The organism is Demequina gelatinilytica, from assembly GCF_000971115.1.
GTDB lineage: Bacteria > Actinomycetota > Actinomycetes > Actinomycetales > Demequinaceae > Demequina > Demequina gelatinilytica.
Genome location: NZ_BBLV01000021.1, coordinates 16,683 through 31,790, shown reverse-complemented (window position 1 = coordinate 31,790; position 15,108 = coordinate 16,683). Strand labels below are relative to the sequence as shown.

Annotated in this window: 16 protein-coding genes; 7 read left to right on the top strand and 9 right to left on the bottom strand. The window is 72.4% G+C overall.

Going from position 1 to position 15,108, the window contains the following annotated elements; genetic code table 11:
• Positions 1-204 precede the first annotated feature (204 nt).
• The 5 genes from AOM00_RS14205 to AOM00_RS14185 are packed head-to-tail and all read left to right on the top strand — an operon-like array spanning position 205 to position 3,394.
• On the top strand, positions 205-576 hold the full coding sequence (locus AOM00_RS14205) for a DUF1844 domain-containing protein (protein ID WP_062518425.1): 372 nt from the start codon (positions 205-207) through the stop codon (positions 574-576).
• Entirely contained in the window at positions 576-1,364 is a 789-nt protein-coding gene (locus AOM00_RS14200) for a hypothetical protein (protein ID WP_156159190.1), read from the top strand. Before AOM00_RS14205 ends, AOM00_RS14200 begins: the two co-directional genes overlap by 1 nt.
• Entirely contained in the window at positions 1,361-2,125 is a 765-nt protein-coding gene (locus AOM00_RS14195; protein WP_228373518.1) for a S1 family peptidase, read from the top strand. Before AOM00_RS14200 ends, AOM00_RS14195 begins: the two co-directional genes overlap by 4 nt.
• Positions 2,122-2,676 carry a hypothetical protein gene (locus AOM00_RS14190; protein ID WP_062518423.1) on the top strand — a complete coding sequence of 185 codons (555 nt, stop codon included), beginning with the start codon at positions 2,122-2,124 and terminating at the stop codon, positions 2,674-2,676. Before AOM00_RS14195 ends, AOM00_RS14190 begins: the two co-directional genes overlap by 4 nt.
• A complete protein-coding gene (locus AOM00_RS14185) occupies positions 2,669-3,394 on the top strand; it encodes a S1 family peptidase (protein WP_062518422.1) in 726 nt (241 codons plus the stop codon). The genes AOM00_RS14190 and AOM00_RS14185 overlap by 8 nt, the downstream gene beginning before the upstream one ends.
• A 6-nt stretch (positions 3,395-3,400) precedes the next feature.
• Here the strand turns inward: AOM00_RS14185 and AOM00_RS14180 are convergent, their stop codons facing one another.
• The 8 genes from AOM00_RS14180 to AOM00_RS14145 all read right to left on the bottom strand — a co-directional run bounded on the left by AOM00_RS14180 (position 3,401) and on the right by AOM00_RS14145 (position 9,961).
• Entirely contained in the window at positions 3,401-4,126 is a 726-nt protein-coding gene (locus AOM00_RS14180) for an SseB family protein (RefSeq protein ID WP_062518421.1), read from the bottom strand.
• Positions 4,127-4,157: 31 nt separating this feature from the next.
• Positions 4,158-4,643, bottom strand: a complete 486-nt coding sequence (locus AOM00_RS14175) for a hypothetical protein (protein WP_062518420.1) — start codon at positions 4,641-4,643, stop codon at positions 4,158-4,160.
• Between the two features lie 53 nt (positions 4,644-4,696).
• A complete protein-coding gene (priA, locus tag AOM00_RS14170) occupies positions 4,697-5,434 on the bottom strand; it encodes a bifunctional 1-(5-phosphoribosyl)-5-((5-phosphoribosylamino)methylideneamino)imidazole-4-carboxamide isomerase/phosphoribosylanthranilate isomerase PriA (protein ID WP_062518419.1) in 738 nt (245 codons plus the stop codon).
• 383 nt (positions 5,435-5,817) lie between these two features.
• On the bottom strand, positions 5,818-6,474 hold the full coding sequence (hisH, locus tag AOM00_RS14165; RefSeq protein WP_062518418.1) for an imidazole glycerol phosphate synthase subunit HisH: 657 nt from the start codon (positions 6,472-6,474) through the stop codon (positions 5,818-5,820).
• Positions 6,471-6,959: a hypothetical protein gene (locus AOM00_RS14160; protein ID WP_062518417.1), complete on the bottom strand. Its 489-nt coding sequence runs from the start codon at positions 6,957-6,959 to the stop codon at positions 6,471-6,473. The genes hisH and AOM00_RS14160 overlap by 4 nt, the downstream gene beginning before the upstream one ends.
• A complete protein-coding gene (hisB, locus tag AOM00_RS14155) occupies positions 6,956-7,576 on the bottom strand; it encodes an imidazoleglycerol-phosphate dehydratase HisB (protein WP_062518416.1) in 621 nt (206 codons plus the stop codon). Before hisB ends, AOM00_RS14160 begins: the two co-directional genes overlap by 4 nt.
• Positions 7,573-8,667, bottom strand: a complete 1,095-nt coding sequence (locus AOM00_RS14150) for a histidinol-phosphate transaminase (protein ID WP_062518415.1) — start codon at positions 8,665-8,667, stop codon at positions 7,573-7,575. Before AOM00_RS14150 ends, hisB begins: the two co-directional genes overlap by 4 nt.
• A gap of 43 nt (positions 8,668-8,710) precedes the next feature.
• A complete protein-coding gene (locus AOM00_RS14145; RefSeq protein WP_228373519.1) occupies positions 8,711-9,961 on the bottom strand; it encodes an Nramp family divalent metal transporter in 1,251 nt (416 codons plus the stop codon).
• Between the two features lie 245 nt (positions 9,962-10,206).
• Between AOM00_RS14145 and adhP the strand changes: the two genes are divergently transcribed.
• Together adhP and AOM00_RS14135 are read left to right on the top strand one after the other, a co-directional pair.
• On the top strand, positions 10,207-11,232 hold the full coding sequence (adhP, locus tag AOM00_RS14140; protein WP_062518414.1) for an alcohol dehydrogenase AdhP: 1,026 nt from the start codon (positions 10,207-10,209) through the stop codon (positions 11,230-11,232).
• A 59-nt stretch (positions 11,233-11,291) separates the two neighbouring features.
• Complete coding sequence (locus tag AOM00_RS14135) at positions 11,292-13,484, top strand: RecQ family ATP-dependent DNA helicase (RefSeq protein WP_062518413.1); 2,193 nt, start codon at positions 11,292-11,294, stop codon at positions 13,482-13,484.
• A gap of 114 nt (positions 13,485-13,598) precedes the next feature.
• Here the strand turns inward: AOM00_RS14135 and hisD are convergent, their stop codons facing one another.
• Positions 13,599-14,903 (bottom strand): histidinol dehydrogenase, encoded by a 1,305-nt coding sequence (hisD, locus tag AOM00_RS14130; protein ID WP_062518412.1) that lies wholly within the window; start codon positions 14,901-14,903, stop codon positions 13,599-13,601.
• Between the last annotated feature and the right edge of the window lie 205 nt (positions 14,904-15,108).

The following is a 15,108-nucleotide window of genomic DNA, read 5'->3' as shown; positions in this document are numbered from 1 at the left end:
CGACGGCCAGGTCCCCACCCCCGGAAACGAGGAAAGGCCCCTGCCCGAATGCGAGCAGAGGCCACCACAGCAACGGCGCCCGGACGCACGATGCGCCGTTCACCGGAACCGATACCCAGGCCCCTATGGTCCTCGGGTGGGAGTGGACTCCACTTGCGTGTTGCAGCACATGCCGCAACCGGTCGATGGACAAGAATAGCAACCATGAGCCAGAAAGACCAGGAAGCAGGTCCCGGCGTGCCTTCGGGAGGTGCGGGCGACGCCGCTCGCGACCTCGCGGATGTGGGTGCCGTGGAACTTATCACGACGGTGAGCGTTCATCTTCTCAGTGCGGCCGCGCTTCGGTGCGGCCTGGCGGAGGACGGCGAGGACCATGTGGACCTCGACGAGGCGCGCACGATCATCAACGCGCTCGCCGGACTCGTCACCGCCGCCGCACCGGACATCGGGGACACGCATGCGCGGGCTCTGAGGGACGGCCTGCGGAGCGTACAGTTGGCATTCCGGGAGGCCTCGGCCTTCCCGGACCGGCCCGGCGACGGGCCCGGCGAGAAGTACACGGGGGCGGTCACGTAGTGACACTTGGGGAGCAGAGCCGGCAGGGGGCCGACACGCGCGAGACGGACGTGCCGTCGCGCGAGCCCGTGATGGTCCCGAGCCGCCGCTCCCCCTTCCCTCCGGTGGACGATGCGCCCGCCGAGGGCGACCGCGTCGACACCGACGAGATCCCCGTGGTGGGCGCGGACGTGATCGACGCCGCCCACCCGTACGGGGAGGACGATGCCGCCGACCCCGTGGTCGACGACCCCTCGGACGAGCCCGTCGACGAGCCGCGCGTGATCGTGCACCGTTCCCGCCCCGCCGCGCTGGTCGTCACGGTGGCGCTCATGTCCGTCCTGCTGCTCGCCTCGGTGACCCTCATCGCGTACCTGTGGCGCGTGTCCGAGGCGTGGGAGGCCCAGGTGGCCGAGATGACCGCCAAGGGCTACGAGCTCGGCGACCAGGTGGCGGCCGGGCGCGATGAGCTGGCGAGCACGCAGGAGCAGCTCGACCTTGTGACCCAGCAGCTCGCGACGTCCAAGGACACCGTGAGCCGCCTCCAGGCCGAGAACGCGCAGTGGGGCGACGACGCCGCCTTCGCGCAGGAGGAGATCACGGCCCTCGAGGACGTGATCTCGGACGCCACCTCCGTCGCCAGCTCGCTCAGCCGCTGCATCGAGGGCCACGAGCAGCTCGCGGACTACCTGCGCAGCCCCGACGACTACAAGCCGAGCGAGCTCGAGAGCTTCGCCACGAGCGTCGACGCGCTATGCGAGGCGGCCTCCGACGCCAACGTCGCGTTCCAGCAGTCGGTGGCGCCGTGACCCGCGCCCGACGTGCCTGGGGCGCCGTCGCGACCGCGGCCGCGCTGATGCTGACGGTCACCGCGTGCGCCGCGCTGCCCGTCGAGCCCGCGGCCCTCCCCGACGACTTCATCCCTGAGCCCTCGGCCTCCCCCGGCGACGGCACCGGCGCGCTGTCCCCCGACGGCTTCACGGCCGCGCAGCGCATGACCGTCCGCGTGCGCAACATCGGCTGCGGCTTCATCGCCACGGGCACCGGCTTCGCGCTCGACTCCCACACGCTGGTCACCAACCGTCACGTGGTCGAGGACGCGAAGCGCATCACCGTCACCACCTACGACGGCCGGTCGATCGCCGCGACCGCGGCCACCACCACCACGGTGGCCGACATCGCGATCGTCACCACCGAGGAGTCGCTGGGCACCGCGCACGCGCGCCGGGCCCAGGAGGATCCGGTGGAGGGCGATGTCATCACCGTGGTCGGCTACCCCAACGGCGGTCGCCTCACCTCGACCGCCGGCGTGGTCCTCGGCCCGACCACGGATCCCCGGGGCGTCGCGATCGGCACCGTGCTCGCGTCGAGCGCGAGCGTCGAGCCAGGGTCCTCCGGCTCCCCGGTGCTCGACGAGGACGGTCGCGTGGTGGGCGTCATCTACGCCAAGAACTACTCGAACCAGAGCTTCATCGTCCCGATCTCGACCCTCAACACCCTGCTGAGCGAGGAGTCGCTGTTCGTGCCCGAGGCGAGTTGCGCGACCAACCAGTACCAGGCCACCCCGTGACGGAGGCTCGACCGCCCGCGCAGGAGCCGGGCCCGGGCGCCGCCGCGACCGGCGACCCCGCACCCACGGAGGCGGCTCCCGCAGCTCCGCGCGCGCCGCGCCGGCGCGGGCTCGTGGTCGCGCTGGTCGCCGCGTGCCTGCTCGCGGCAGCCCTCGCGGTGCCGCTGGCGCTGCTCGCGACCGCGCGGCACCACTGGGAGGGTCAGAACGCGGAGCTGCGGGGACGTGCCGACACGCTCGCCGTGGAGCTCACCGACGCGCATGGCAGGATCGCGGAGCTGGAGACGGTCGAGCAGGAGCTGGCGAACCTCAAGGAGGAGTACTCGTCGGCGGTCAACCAGGGGGCGCGCGGCACGGAGCTCGTGACGGAGCTCGAGGACATCGTCGCCGCGTACCAGCACTGCGTGGACGCCCAGGCCGAGCACTTCGACGTGCTGCGCCACCGCGAGCTGTACGTCGCGTCGAGCATCGAGGCGTCGGAACGATCGATCGAGGAGTACTGCGCCGAGGTCGATCAGGCGTTCGAGGACTTCCAGGCCGCGCATGGGTGACCGGCGCGGCCCTGCCGTGACGGCCGCCGCGGCGTGCGCCGCGGTGCTCGCCCTGGGCGCGTGCGCGCGGCTGTCACCGGTCCTCTCCCCCGGACCATTCGCGACCCCCGCGGTCGCGACGGCCACCCCCGCATCGTCCCCGGGAGATGGCTTCACGCACGCCGAGCGCATCGCGCTGCGCGTGTGGGCGCGCACATGCGACGCCTACCGCAACGGCAGCGCGTGGATGCTCGACGCCACCCACGCGGTCACCAACAGGCACGTGGTCGAGGGCGCCACCGAGATCGAGCTGACGGACTACCAGGGACATGCGTACACGGCCTCCGTCGCCGAGATCTCGCCGACCGACGACCTGGGCCTCATCACCATCGACGGCACCTTCCCCGAGGCGGGCAGCCTCGCCTCCGCGGAGCCCCAGCCCGGTGAGGCCGTGGTCGCCACCGGCTTCGCCCAAGGAGGGCCGCTCGCGGCTCTCGAGGGGACGCTCCTGGGCACGCGCGAGAACCAGCTCGATCCGGACGGCGCCCCCATCTACTCCCTGCGGATGCACGCCGAGGAGGGCAACTCCGGGTCTCCCGTGGCGGATACGTCCGGCACCGTGGTGGGCGTGCTGTTCTCCTCGGACCTCGACGAGGTCGCCGGCGCGGTCACGCTGACCCGGCTGACCGCCTTCCTCGCGGACGATGCGCGACGCACCGAGGTCGACGCGACCTGCTGAGCGCCGCTACGCCTGCATCAGCTTGAGCTCGAGGCTGTCGACGCGCTGCGCCACGACGCTCGACCGGGCCAGCTGACCCTGGACGCGCTCGAGGATCTGGTCGACCTCGGGGCGCGTGAGCCCTTGCACCAGGCGCAGCACGATCGCGACCTCCGCGCCGCGGCCCGGCACGGCTTCGACCCCCGCGAGCGCCGAGCCCAGCTCGACCGCCTCGGCGATCGCCTCGCGGACCTCCTCGACCACGCTGCCGTCGACCACCGCGGGCCGCCACGGCTCGCCCTGGCCCAGGGCCCACACGGCCGGACGAGGGATGAGCACCGTCTCCATGCCGGGGTTGACCACCAGCGCGCTCCAGCCCTCCGCGGCCGCGGCGAGCGCCGCGCGCGGGCCCTCGGCGGGGATGGGCCGGGCGGTCGCGCTCCATGCTTTGACCGCGTCCACATCGGTGAACACCGGCAGCGCGCTGCGCCCGTCCGGCATCTCGACCGCGACCACGCCGGTCGAGGCGACCTCGTCCTGCTCGAGCCCGTGCTTGCCGACCACGCGCTTCTCCCCCGACGCCACCACGGGGATCAGCACGCGCGCATAGGCGAGCGCGTCGACCACGTCCGTCAGCGGCGCCTTCCCGTGCGAGTGCCGGATCAGCGCCTGGGCGAGCCTCGCATCGGCGCTGCCGTCGTCGTCCGCGAAGATCGACTCCGGGATCTCCTTGCGGGGCTCGTCGTCGCTCATGGGTCCCAGCCTAGGGCCAGGGTGCGCCGGGTCAGAGACCCGCGAGCGCCGTGAGGTCCTCGACAACGGTGCTCGAGCCGGTGAGCAGCTCGTCGGTGTCCCCGACGCGCACCCAGCGGCATCCGTAGTCGGCGATGGTGAGCCGCGTGTGGCGGTGGTCCTCGACCAGGTGGAGCACGTACTCGGGGCCGAGCTCCATGGTGCAGGGCTGGTTCAGGTCCGCGGGCTCGAGCGTGTCGACAAGGGCACGCGCGCCGTCGAGGTCCTCGATGGACGCCGGCCCCGCGGCGAGCGTCAATTCCTCACCCACGGCGTACACGCACACCCATGCGGCCGTGAGCTCGCCGATCTCGGGCACCCGGGCGGCGGGCTGCGCGGCCCCGGTCGCGAGCGGCGGCGTCTCGGCGCACCGAGGGGTGGCGTCCGTCGTCGGTTGAAGGTCGCCGACGTCCGACGGAGGCGCGCACGCGGCGAGCACCACCGCCGCCAGCATCGTCGCGATCGCCCACCCGCGCATCGTCCACCCCTTCCCTCCCAGGCTGGACGCGCGGGACGGCGGAATCGTTGGGGTCAGGGACGTCCGGCGACGTCGAGCGCCTGAGGCAGCGTGAAGTTGCCGTTGTAGAGCGCCTTGCCCACGATCGCGCCCTCGATGCCGGCGGACGTGAGCGTGCGCAGCGCCGCGATGTCCTCGAGCGAGCTGATGCCGCCCGACGCGACCACGGGGGCGTCGGTGGCCTCGCACACCTGCTGGAGCAGCTCGAGGTTCGGGCCCGAGAGCATCCCGTCCTTCTTGACGTCGGTCACCACGTAGCGGGCGCAGCCGGCCTCGTCGAGGCGCGCGAGCACCTCCCACAGGTCGCCGCCCTCGCGGGTCCACCCGCGACCGGCCAGCGTGGTGCCGCGCACGTCGAGACCCACCGCGATGCGGTCGCCGTGACGGTCGATCGCGCGAGCCGTCCACTCGGGGTCCTCGAGGGCGGCCGTGCCGAGGTTGACGCGCGCGCAGCCGGTCGCGAGCGCACGCTCGAGCGACTCGTCGTCGCGGATGCCGCCGCTCATCTCGACCTTGACGTCGACGGCCTTGACCACGGAGGCGAGCAGCTCGGCGTTCGAGCCGCGCCCGAAGGCCGCGTCGAGGTCCACGAGGTGGATCCACTCCGCGCCGCCGTCCACCCAGTCGAGAGCTGCGGACAGCGGGTCGCCGTAGCTGGTCTCCGAGCCGGCCTCGCCCTGCGTGAGGCGGACGGCCTGGCCGTCCGCGACGTCGACGGCGGGCAGGAGCTCGAGGCGGGGGGTCTCGGTCATGGTCTCGCTTTCCGGTGGCGGGCTCGATGCGGGGTCCAGCGTAGCGCTGTCATGCCCGGGACGATGCGCGGTCTCAGCCCTCGGACAGCACCAGCGTCACGGGCGCGACCGCGAGGTCGAGCCCCTCGTCGATGCTTGAGAGGTACCGGCCCGCAGCCAGCCGAACCCCGCCCCATCGAGTGGGTGTCCCATTGTCGGTTCTGAGGGATCGCTGCATCCCAGTGGTGCGTGATTGTCGCCTGTGCGCGACGGTGGACGATGCGCGCACCCGTCGGGCTCGCGCGCTCCGGTTCCCGGAATGCGACACTGCGCTACCCCTGTGACGCGGGGATCCGCGAGAGGCGACCACCATCTACCAATTCAGGGTGGGGCGGGCCGATCCCCTACAGCGACTCGACCCAGTTGCGCAGGAGGTGGAGGCCCGCCTCGCCCGACTTCTCGGGGTGGAACTGCGTCGCCATGAGCGGCCCGTTCTCGACCGCGGCCACGAAGCGGTCGGAGTCGTCCCCCTCGCCCGCCGTGGACCACGTCACCAGGGGCGCGGCGAAGCGGCCCGTGTCCTCGGTGGTCCCGAGCGGGAACTCGCGCGCCCCGTACGAGTGCACGAAGTAGAAGCGCTCGTCCTCCACGCCCGCGAAGAGCGTGGAGCCCTCGGGCGTCTCGACATGCGCCCACCCCATGTTGGGGACCACGGACGTCTGCAGCAGCTCGACGGTGCCGGGCCACTGGTCGAGGCCCTCCGTCTCAGTGCCGTGCTCGACACCGCGCTCGAACATCACCTGGAGGCCCACGCAGATCCCGAGCACCGGGCGTCCGCCGGAGAGCCGGCGCCCCACGATCTGGTCGCCGCGCGCCGCCTTGAGCCCGTTCATCACGGCCTCGAACGCACCGACGCCGGGGACCACCAGGCCGTCGGCGTTCTCCGCGACCGCGCGATCCGAGGTCAGCATCACGCGCGCGCCCACGTGCTCGAGCGCGCGGGTGGCGGAGCGGACGTTGCCGAAGCCGTAGTCGAAGACGCAGACGAGGGGTGTGGTCATGCGCGGCCCTCCTTCTTGAGCTCCTTGGTCTCCTTGAGCAACGCGCGGTACGCCGCGAACCGGCTCATCGACGTCGAGCGGACCTTGTCCTGATGCGTCTGGGCGACCTGGTCGATGGTCTGCGTGCCCGACAGCAGGGTGGTCACCACGCCGGGCGAGTCCGCGAGCGCGATCCCCGGTGCCGGACGGCTCGTCAGCGCTCCGCCGCGCCACTCCTGCATCTGGACCTGGCCGTCGCGCGCGAGCGCCAGCAGGAACGGGGCGCCCTTGAGGAATCCGGACAGCGCGCGGACGGACTGCACGGCGGCGGTCTCCGAGGCGTCGTCCAGCACCACGATGGGCCCGCCGCTGGTCTCGAGCACCTGGCCCCGTACCTTGTGCAGGCCGCAGAGCGCCGCGACGAAGCCCGCCCGCGGGATCGGCGTCATGACGACGGCGACCTCACCGGTCGCGTCCGGGACGGGCTGGCCCTGCTCAGCCGTCACAGCGCTCCCTTGGTGGAGGGGATGCCGGTGACGCGCTCGTCCTTGGCGACCGCGAACCGCAGCGCGCGGGCGAGCGCCTTGAACTGCGCCTCGACGATGTGGTGAGGATCGCGGCCCGCGAGCACCCGCATGTGCACGCAGATGCCCGCGTGATGCGCGATCGACTCGAGGGCGTGACCCGTGAGAGAGCCCGCGAAGTTGCCGCCGATGAGGTGCGTCGCCTGGCCGACGGGCTCGCCCGTGTGCACGAAGTACGGGCGCCCGGACACGTCCACGACGCACTGCGCCAGCGCCTCGTCCAGAGGCACCAGGGCGTCGCCGAAGCGCGAGATCCCGGCCTTGTCGCCGAGCGCCTGGCGCAACGCCTCGCCGATGCAGATCGCGACGTCCTCGACCGTGTGGTGCGAGTCGATGTGCACGTCGCCGGTCGCCTGGACCCGGAGGTCCATGAGCGAGTGCTTCCCGAGCGCGGTGAGCATGTGGTCGTAGAACGGCACACCCGTGCCGATCTCGGTGCGGCCCGAGCCGTCGAGGTCGAGCTCGACCAGGACGCTCGACTCGCTCGTGGTGCGCTCGATGCGCCCGGTACGTCCCGTGCGGACCTGGGACTCGCTCATGCGGTGACCTCCAGCAGGGCGCTGCGGAAGAGCGCCATCTCCTGCGGCGTGCCGATCGACACGCGCAACCAACCCTCGGGGCCCGTGACGCGGATCAGCACGCCGCGCTCGAGCAGGCCCTCGAATACCCTCTCACGATCCTCGAAGGGGCCGAACAGCGCGAAGTTCGCATCCGTGTCGGCGACCGTGAAGCCCTGCTCCCGCAGCCACACCACGGTCTCGTCGCGCTCGGCGCGGATCTCGTCCACCTGGGCCTGGAGCTCGCGGTGATGCGCGAGCGCGGCGCGGGCCGTCGCCTGGGTGACCGCGCTGAGGTGGTACGGCAGACGGACCACGCGCAGCGCGTCGATGATCGCTTCGTGAGCCGCGAGGTAGCCGACGCGGCCGCCCGCGAGCGCGAACGCCTTCGACATGGTGCGGCTCACCGCGAGGTGCGGGTGCTCCGTGATCAGCGTCGCCGCGCTGGGCACGCCGCGACGGCGGAACTCGGCGTACGCCTCGTCGACCACCACGATGCAGCCGCCCGGCACCTCGTCCGCCGCGGCCAGGAGCGCCTCGACCTGGGACAGCGGCAGCGCGGTACCGGTGGGGTTGTTGGGGCTCGCGACGATCACCATGACCGGCTGCGTCTCGCGGATCGCGGCGGTCGCGGCCTCGACGTCGAGCGTGAAGTCCTCGCGGCGGGGCAGCGTGACGAAGTCGGTGATGGTGTCGCGCGCGTACTCGGGGTACATCGAGTACGTCGGCGCGAAGCTCATGACCTTGCGTCCGGGCCCACCGAAGGCCTGGTGCAGGTGGAGCATGACCTCGTTGGAGCCGTTCGCGGCCCAGATGTGACGCGCCTCGAGGAAGTCCACGTGGCTCTCGGTGCGGAGGTAGTCGGCGAGGTCCTGACGCAGACCCATGAAGTCGCGGTCCGGGTAGCGGTTGAGGCCTTCCGCGGCCTTGTGCACCGCGGCCGCGATCGCATCGACCACGCCGTTGGGCGGGGCGTACGGGTTCTCGTTGACGTTGAGGCGCGCAGCGACCTCGAGCTGGGGAGCGCCGTAGGGCTCGAGCCCGGCCAGGTCGGGGCGGATCGGCAAGGTCATGGGGAGATTCTAGTGAGCGGTCGGCTCACCCCTGGAACACCCGTCAGACCTGCCCTGACGCCGTCAGCACCAGCAGCGCGGCGTTGAGCGCCACGATGAGGCCGACGACGGTCCATGCGGTCGCCTGGGTGGCGCGCGAGTTGACGTGCTCACCCATGAGCGAGCGGTCCGAGGTCAGCCTCACGAGCGGGATCACCGCGAACGGGATCCCGAGGCTCAGGACCACCTGCGAGATGACGAGCGCCCAGGTGGGGTTCGCGCCCGCGCCGAGCAGCACGAGCGCCGGCACGAGCGTCACGGACCGGCGCACCCACACCGGGATGCGGCGATGCAGCAGGCCGCCCATGATCGCGGCGCCGGCGTAGCAGCCGACCGAGGTCGACGCGAGGCCCGAGGCGAGCAGGCCGACCGCGAACGCGGCCGCGATCGCCGGCCCGAGAGCGTTCTCGATCGCGGCATGCGCCCCCTCGATCGAGTCGGTCCCGCCCACGCCGCGCAGGCTCGCGGCGGCGAGCAGCAGCATCGCGATGTTGACCGATCCCGCGATCACGAGCGAGATCGCGACGTCCCACTTGGTCGCATGGAGCAGCCGTCGCAGGCGGGGCCGGTCGTGACCGACGCCGTGGCGGTCCCGTGAGAGCGAGCTGTGGAGGTAGATGACATGCGGCATCACTGTCGCCCCGAGCATCGAGGCCGCGAGGAGCACCGTCGGGGCGCCGTCGAAGCGGGGCGCCAGGCCGCCCGCGGCGCCGCCCCAGTCCAGGTCGGACACGAAGAGCCCTGCCACGAAGCCGATCGAGATCACGGTGAGCAGCCCCATGATGACGAACTCGAAGTGGCGCTGACCCCTGCGGGACTGGACGGCGAGCAGCCCGAGCGACACGAGCCCCACGATGAGCCCGCCGAGCACGAGCGGGACGTCGAACAGGAGGTACAGCGCGAGCGCGCCGCCGATCACCTCGGCGAGATCCGTCATCGCCGCGACGAGCTCGGCCTGCGCCCAGTACGCGAGGCGTCCCCGCCGGCCGAGCCGCGTGCGCAGGAGCTCGGGCATCGAGCGGCCCGTCACCAGGCCGAGCTTGGCCGACGTGTACTGGATGAGCACCGCCATGAGGTTCGAGACGACCAGCACCCACACGAGCAGGTAGCCGTACTCGGCGCCCGCCGTGAGGTTCGCGGCCACGTTGCCGGGGTCCACGTAGGCGACGGCCGCGACGAACGCCGGGCCCAGCAGGGTGACGATGCGGCGGACGGGACCGTGGGAGCGCTCCGCGAGCTCGCGGTTGCGCTCCACCAACGTGTTCGACACGCATCGCCCCTTCCCTGCCGCCTCGTCGCGGCCGCTCATCTTGAAGTTAGGTTAGCCGAACTTCTCGACGCCGCGTGCGCGCGCCGGGCGCATCCCCGCCTATTCGGCGCATCGTTCCCGCTGATGCCGATCACCCCGGACCTTGGTCCCCGGCCGGGACCTTGGTCCAGGAATAGGACTGAGGTTGCGGGCGCCGCCCGGCGCCCCATTTCTACGCAAAGGAGCGAGAGATGGATGCCTTCCGCGCGGCCGTGGTGCGCGCGTTCGGAGAACCGCTCGATGTGAGCGACATGACGATGCCCGAACCCACGGGCTACGAGGCGCTGGTCAAGGTGAGCTACACCGGCGTCTGCCACACCGATCTGCACGCGGCGCACGGGGACTGGCCCGTCAAGCCCGCGCCGCCGTTCGTCCCGGGTCACGAGGGCGTCGGCACCGTGGTCGCCGTCGGCGAGCGCGTCACCCGCATCGCCGTCGGCGATGTGGTGGGCAACGCGTGGCTGTGGTCGGCGTGCGGCGAATGCGAGTACTGCGAGCAGGGGTGGGAGACGCTCTGCCCCAAGCAGCTCAACGGCGGCTACGCGGTGAACGGCTCGTTCGGCGAGTACATGGTGGTCGACTCCCGCTACTGCCCGATCCTCCCGGCAGGCGTGAACCTCGCGGAGGCCGCTCCCATCCTGTGCGCGGGCGTCACGGTCTACAAGGGCCTCAAGATGACCGACACCAAGCCCGGCGACTGGGTCATGATCGCCGGCATCGGCGGCCTGGGCCACATCGCGGTGCAGTACGCCGTCGCCATGGGACGGCGCGTGCTCGCGATGGACATCGACGACCGGAAGCTCGAGCTCGCGCGCAAGCACGGTGCCGAGCTGGGCGTCAACGCCGCGACGTCCGAGGACGCGGTCGCGGAGATCCGCGCGCTCACCGAGGGCGGCGTCCACGGAGCGCTCGTCACGGCCGTCAACGGCAAGGCCTTCCCCCAGGCTCTCAACTCGCTCCGGCGAGGAGGGACGGTCTCCCTGGTCGGCCTGCCGCCCGAGTCCTTCCCCGTCGACATCTTCTCGGTGGTCCTCAACGCGTGGACCATCCGCGGGTCGATCGTGGGGACGCGCAAGGACATGGAGGAGGCGATCGACTTCTTCGCGCGGGGCAAGATCGTGCCGACGGTCCACACCATGCATCTCGACGACATCAACGGGGTGTTCGACGACATGCTGAAGGGCGACATCGACGGGCGCATCGTGCTCGAGATGTGACGCTCACGGGCGGGGGACGATGCGCGGAGCGTGTCGGTCCCCCGCCCTACCATCGGGGGATGGTCCCGTCCCCCGCCGCCCCCGCCGCATCGTCCCTCCGCACCGATGCCGAGGCGGCCCTGCGGCGCCTCGTGGGCCGCGACGACGTCGCGCTGCGCGAGGACCAGTGGAGCGCGATCGACGCGCTCGTCTCGCGATCCGCGCGCGCGCTCGTGGTCCAGCGCACCGGGTGGGGCAAGTCCGCCGTGTACTTCGTCGCGACGCGCCTGCTGCGCGACCGCGGGGCGGGGCCCACCGTCATCGTGTCGCCCCTGCTGGCCCTCATGCGCGACCAGATCGCTGCGGCCGCGCGTGCCGGCATCCGGGCGGTCACGGTCAACTCCGCGAACGTGACCGAGTGGGACGGGGTGCACGCCGCGATCGCGGCCGGCGAGGTCGACGTGCTGCTGTGCTCGCCCGAGCGCCTCAACAACCCTCAGTTCCGGGACCAGGTCCTGCCGAGGCTCGCCGCCGACGCGGGACTCGTGGTGATCGACGAGGCCCACTGCATCTCCGACTGGGGGCACGACTTCCGGCCCGACTACCGTCGCATCCGCACGCTCCTCGCGGACCTGCCCTCAGGGATCCCTGTGCTCGCGACCACCGCGACAGCCAACGCACGCGTGACCGCGGACGTCGCCGAGCAGCTGAGCGTGACCGGCGGCTCCACGGAGGCGGACGTGCTGGTGCTGCGGGGCGCGCTCGACCGCGAGTCGCTTCACCTCGCGGTGCTCGACCTCCCCGATCCCGCCGCACGCGTCGCATGGCTCGCCTCGTCGCTCGGCGCGATGGACGGCTCCGGGATCGTCTACTGCCTCACGGTGTCCGCCGCGGAGGAGGTCGCGTCCCAGCTGCGCGCGGCAGGCCTCGAGGTGGCCGCGTACACGGGCCAGACCGACCCCGCGGAGCGTGAACGTCTCGAGGGCGACCTCAAGGACAACCGGGTCAAGGCGCTGATCGCGACCTCGGCGCTCGGGATGGGCTTCGACAAGCCGGACCTCGCGTTCGTGGTCCACCTGGGTGCGCCCTCCTCACCCATCGCGTACTACCAGCAGGTGGGCCGCGCGGGGCGTGGCGTCGACCGCGCGGTCGTGGTGCTGCTGCCGGGGCGCGAGGACCGTGCCATCTGGGAGTGGTTCGGCTCGCAGGCCTTCCCTCCCGAGGACACCGTGCGCGAGACGCTCGCCGCGCTCCCGACGGACTCGCCCATGTCGGTTCCCGCGCTCGAGGCGCGCGTGGACCTGCGCCGCTCGCGGCTCGAGTCGATGCTCAAGGTGCTCGACGTCGACGGCGCGGTGCGTCGCGTCCCAGGGGGCTGGCTCGCGACCGGCGAGCCCTGGGGGTACGACCGCGACCGCTATGCCCGCGTGGCCGCCGCGCGGCGGGCCGAGGAGCGCACCATGCTCGACTACCAGGCGTCCTCCGGATGCCGCATGGCCTTCCTGCGGCACGTGCTCGACGATCCCGAGCTCGACCCTGACTGGTCGTGCGGCCGCTGCGACCGATGCGGCGGCGTGACCCTGCCGTCCGCGCCCACAGCCGAGGAGGTCGCGTCGGCGCAGGCGGGCCTGGACCGCGTCGGTGTCGAGGTGACGGCACGTCGCCAGTGGCCCACCGGCATGGATGCGCTCGGCGTGGACCTGCGCGGTCGCATCGCACCCGGCGAGCAGGCCTCGCCCGGACGTGCGATCGCCCGTCTCGACGGGCTCGGCTGGTCGGGCGCGCTCCGGGACCTCTTCGAGTCGCGCGACGCCGACGGCGCGCTCCTCGACGTCGAGACCCCCGTGCCGCTGCGCGGAGCCGCGGTGCGCGTCCTCGAGGACTGGGACGCGCTGTGGGACGGCGTCGAACCCGACGGCTCGGCCAGGACCACGGTCGACGCGGTCGTGGGCGTGCGTTCGGCGACCAGGCCGTCGCTGGCCGGGCACCTCGCGCCGGGCCTCGCGCGATGGCTCGGGGTCCCGATCGTGGGCTGGGTCGCGCCCGGGCGCGGCCGACAGCGGCCGGATCGCCACGACGTCAACTCCGCGGTACGCCTCGCGGGGGTCGCGCGCCGCCTCGAGCTGGACATCCCCGCCGGCGACCTCGACGGCGCGCGGGTGCTGCTGGTCGACGACCTCACGGACTCCGGATGGACGCTCACGGTCGCGGCCCGCATGCTCCGTCGCGCGGGCGCGGCATCCGTGCTGCCGTTCGTGCTCGGGGTGCGGTAGCGGCCCGCCCACGACCCGCCTTCCGCGCGCCCCGTGCGACAACGGGTGCTGATCGTGTCGTGAGGACGGCGGCTTCCACATCACCGCGTGCGGATCGTGCGGTCCGGGCGGGTCTCAGCCCTCGGTGCGGGCGCGGATCGCCGCGCCGTGCGCCGGGAGGTCCTCGGCGTTCGCGAGCGCGACCACCTTCTCCCCCACCGCCGCGAGCGCCTCGGCGCTGTAGTCGATGTACGACACCGCCTTGAGGAAGGCCGTCACGCCCAGGCCCGAGGCGAAGCGCGCCGTGCCTCCGGTCGGCAGGACGTGGTTCGAGCCCGCGAGGTAGTCGCCCAGGGGCACCGGCGAGTGCTCGCCCACGAACACAGCACCCGCGTTCCGGATGCGGCCGGCGACCTCACGCGCCTCCGCGGTGTGGATCTCGAGGTGCTCGGCGCCGTACGCGTCGGCGACCGCGATGGACTGCTCGATTCCGCTGGTGAGGATCACCGCGCTCTGGCGCCCGCTGAGCGCCTCCTTGGTCCGGGCGAGGTGCTTCGTCTCGTCGACCAGCGCGGCGAGCTCGCGCTCGACCGCCTCCGCGAGCTCGACCGAGTCGGTGATGAGGACCGAGCCTGCCATCGGGTCGTGCTCCGCCTGGCTCAGCAGGTCCGCAGCCACCCAGCGCGGCGTCGCGGTCGCATCGGCGATCACCGCGATCTCGGTGGGGCCTGCCTCCGAGTCGATTCCGACCACGCCGTTGACGGCTCGCTTGGCAGCGGCGACGAAGACGTTGCCGGGGCCGGTGATGACGTCGACCGGGTCGCAGAGGCCGTCGACGCCGTACGCGAGCATGCCGATCGCCTGGGCACCCCCGACCGCGTAGACCTCGGTCACGCCCAGCAGCGCGCACGCCGCGAGGATCGTGGGGTGCGGCAGGCCGCCGGACTCGCGCTGCGGCGGGCTGGCCACCGCGATCGAGGGCACGCCTGCGGCCTGCGCGGTCACCACGTTCATCACGACCGAGCTCGGGTAGACCGCGAGCCCGCCCGGGACGTAGAGGCCCACGCGCCCGACCGGGACCCATCGCTGCGAGACGGTGGCACCGGGTGCGAGCTCGACCTCCACCGGCGGCGGCACGGTCGCACGGTGGAAGCGGCCCACGCGGTCGATCGCCTCCTCAAGGCCGTCACGCACCGCAGGGTCGAGCTCCGCGAGGGCCTCCTCGATCGCCGCGGCAGGGACCCGCACATGCTCGAGCTCCACGCCGTCGAAGCGTGCCGCGAGCTCGCGCAGGGCCTCGACGCCGCGCGCGCGGACGTCCGCGATGATGGGCTCGACCACCGCGAGCGCGTCGCTCACGTTGATCTCGGCACGCGGCACCACGTCGAGAAGCTCGCGGGCGGAGAGGTCCTGGTCACGCAGATCGATCCTGGAAAGCACGTGCTCACTCTACTGGGATGGGCGATGCGCGAGCGGGGCCGGCAGCCTCTCCCTCGAAGTGGTGGGTGGGTGTCGGTTCTCGCAGCCCTTGCCGCCGCAGTGGTGGTTCAGTGCCGCCAGCATCGGTGCGGCGACACTGAGCCACCACTGCCAAGCTGAGACCTCCGGGAAGCGACCACCACCCACCACTTCCGGTGGGTGGGCG

Coding starts and splice junctions, on each gene's coding strand:
- AOM00_RS14205 (WP_062518425.1), top strand. CDS start 205: ATGAGCCAGAAAGACCAGGAAGCAGGTCCCGGCGTGCCTTCGGGAGGT.
- AOM00_RS14185 (WP_062518422.1), top strand. CDS start 2,669: ATGGGTGACCGGCGCGGCCCTGCCGTGACGGCCGCCGCGGCGTGCGCC.
- AOM00_RS14180 (WP_062518421.1), bottom strand. CDS start 4,126: ATGAGCGACGACGAGCCCCGCAAGGAGATCCCGGAGTCGATCTTCGCG.
- AOM00_RS14175 (WP_062518420.1), bottom strand. CDS start 4,643: ATGCGCGGGTGGGCGATCGCGACGATGCTGGCGGCGGTGGTGCTCGCC.
- priA (WP_062518419.1), bottom strand. CDS start 5,434: ATGACCGAGACCCCCCGCCTCGAGCTCCTGCCCGCCGTCGACGTCGCG.
- hisH (WP_062518418.1), bottom strand. CDS start 6,474: ATGACCACACCCCTCGTCTGCGTCTTCGACTACGGCTTCGGCAACGTC.
- hisB (WP_062518416.1), bottom strand. CDS start 7,576: ATGAGCGAGTCCCAGGTCCGCACGGGACGTACCGGGCGCATCGAGCGC.
- AOM00_RS14150 (WP_062518415.1), bottom strand. CDS start 8,667: ATGACCTTGCCGATCCGCCCCGACCTGGCCGGGCTCGAGCCCTACGGC.
- adhP (WP_062518414.1), top strand. CDS start 10,207: ATGGATGCCTTCCGCGCGGCCGTGGTGCGCGCGTTCGGAGAACCGCTC.
- AOM00_RS14135 (WP_062518413.1), top strand. CDS start 11,292: ATGGTCCCGTCCCCCGCCGCCCCCGCCGCATCGTCCCTCCGCACCGAT.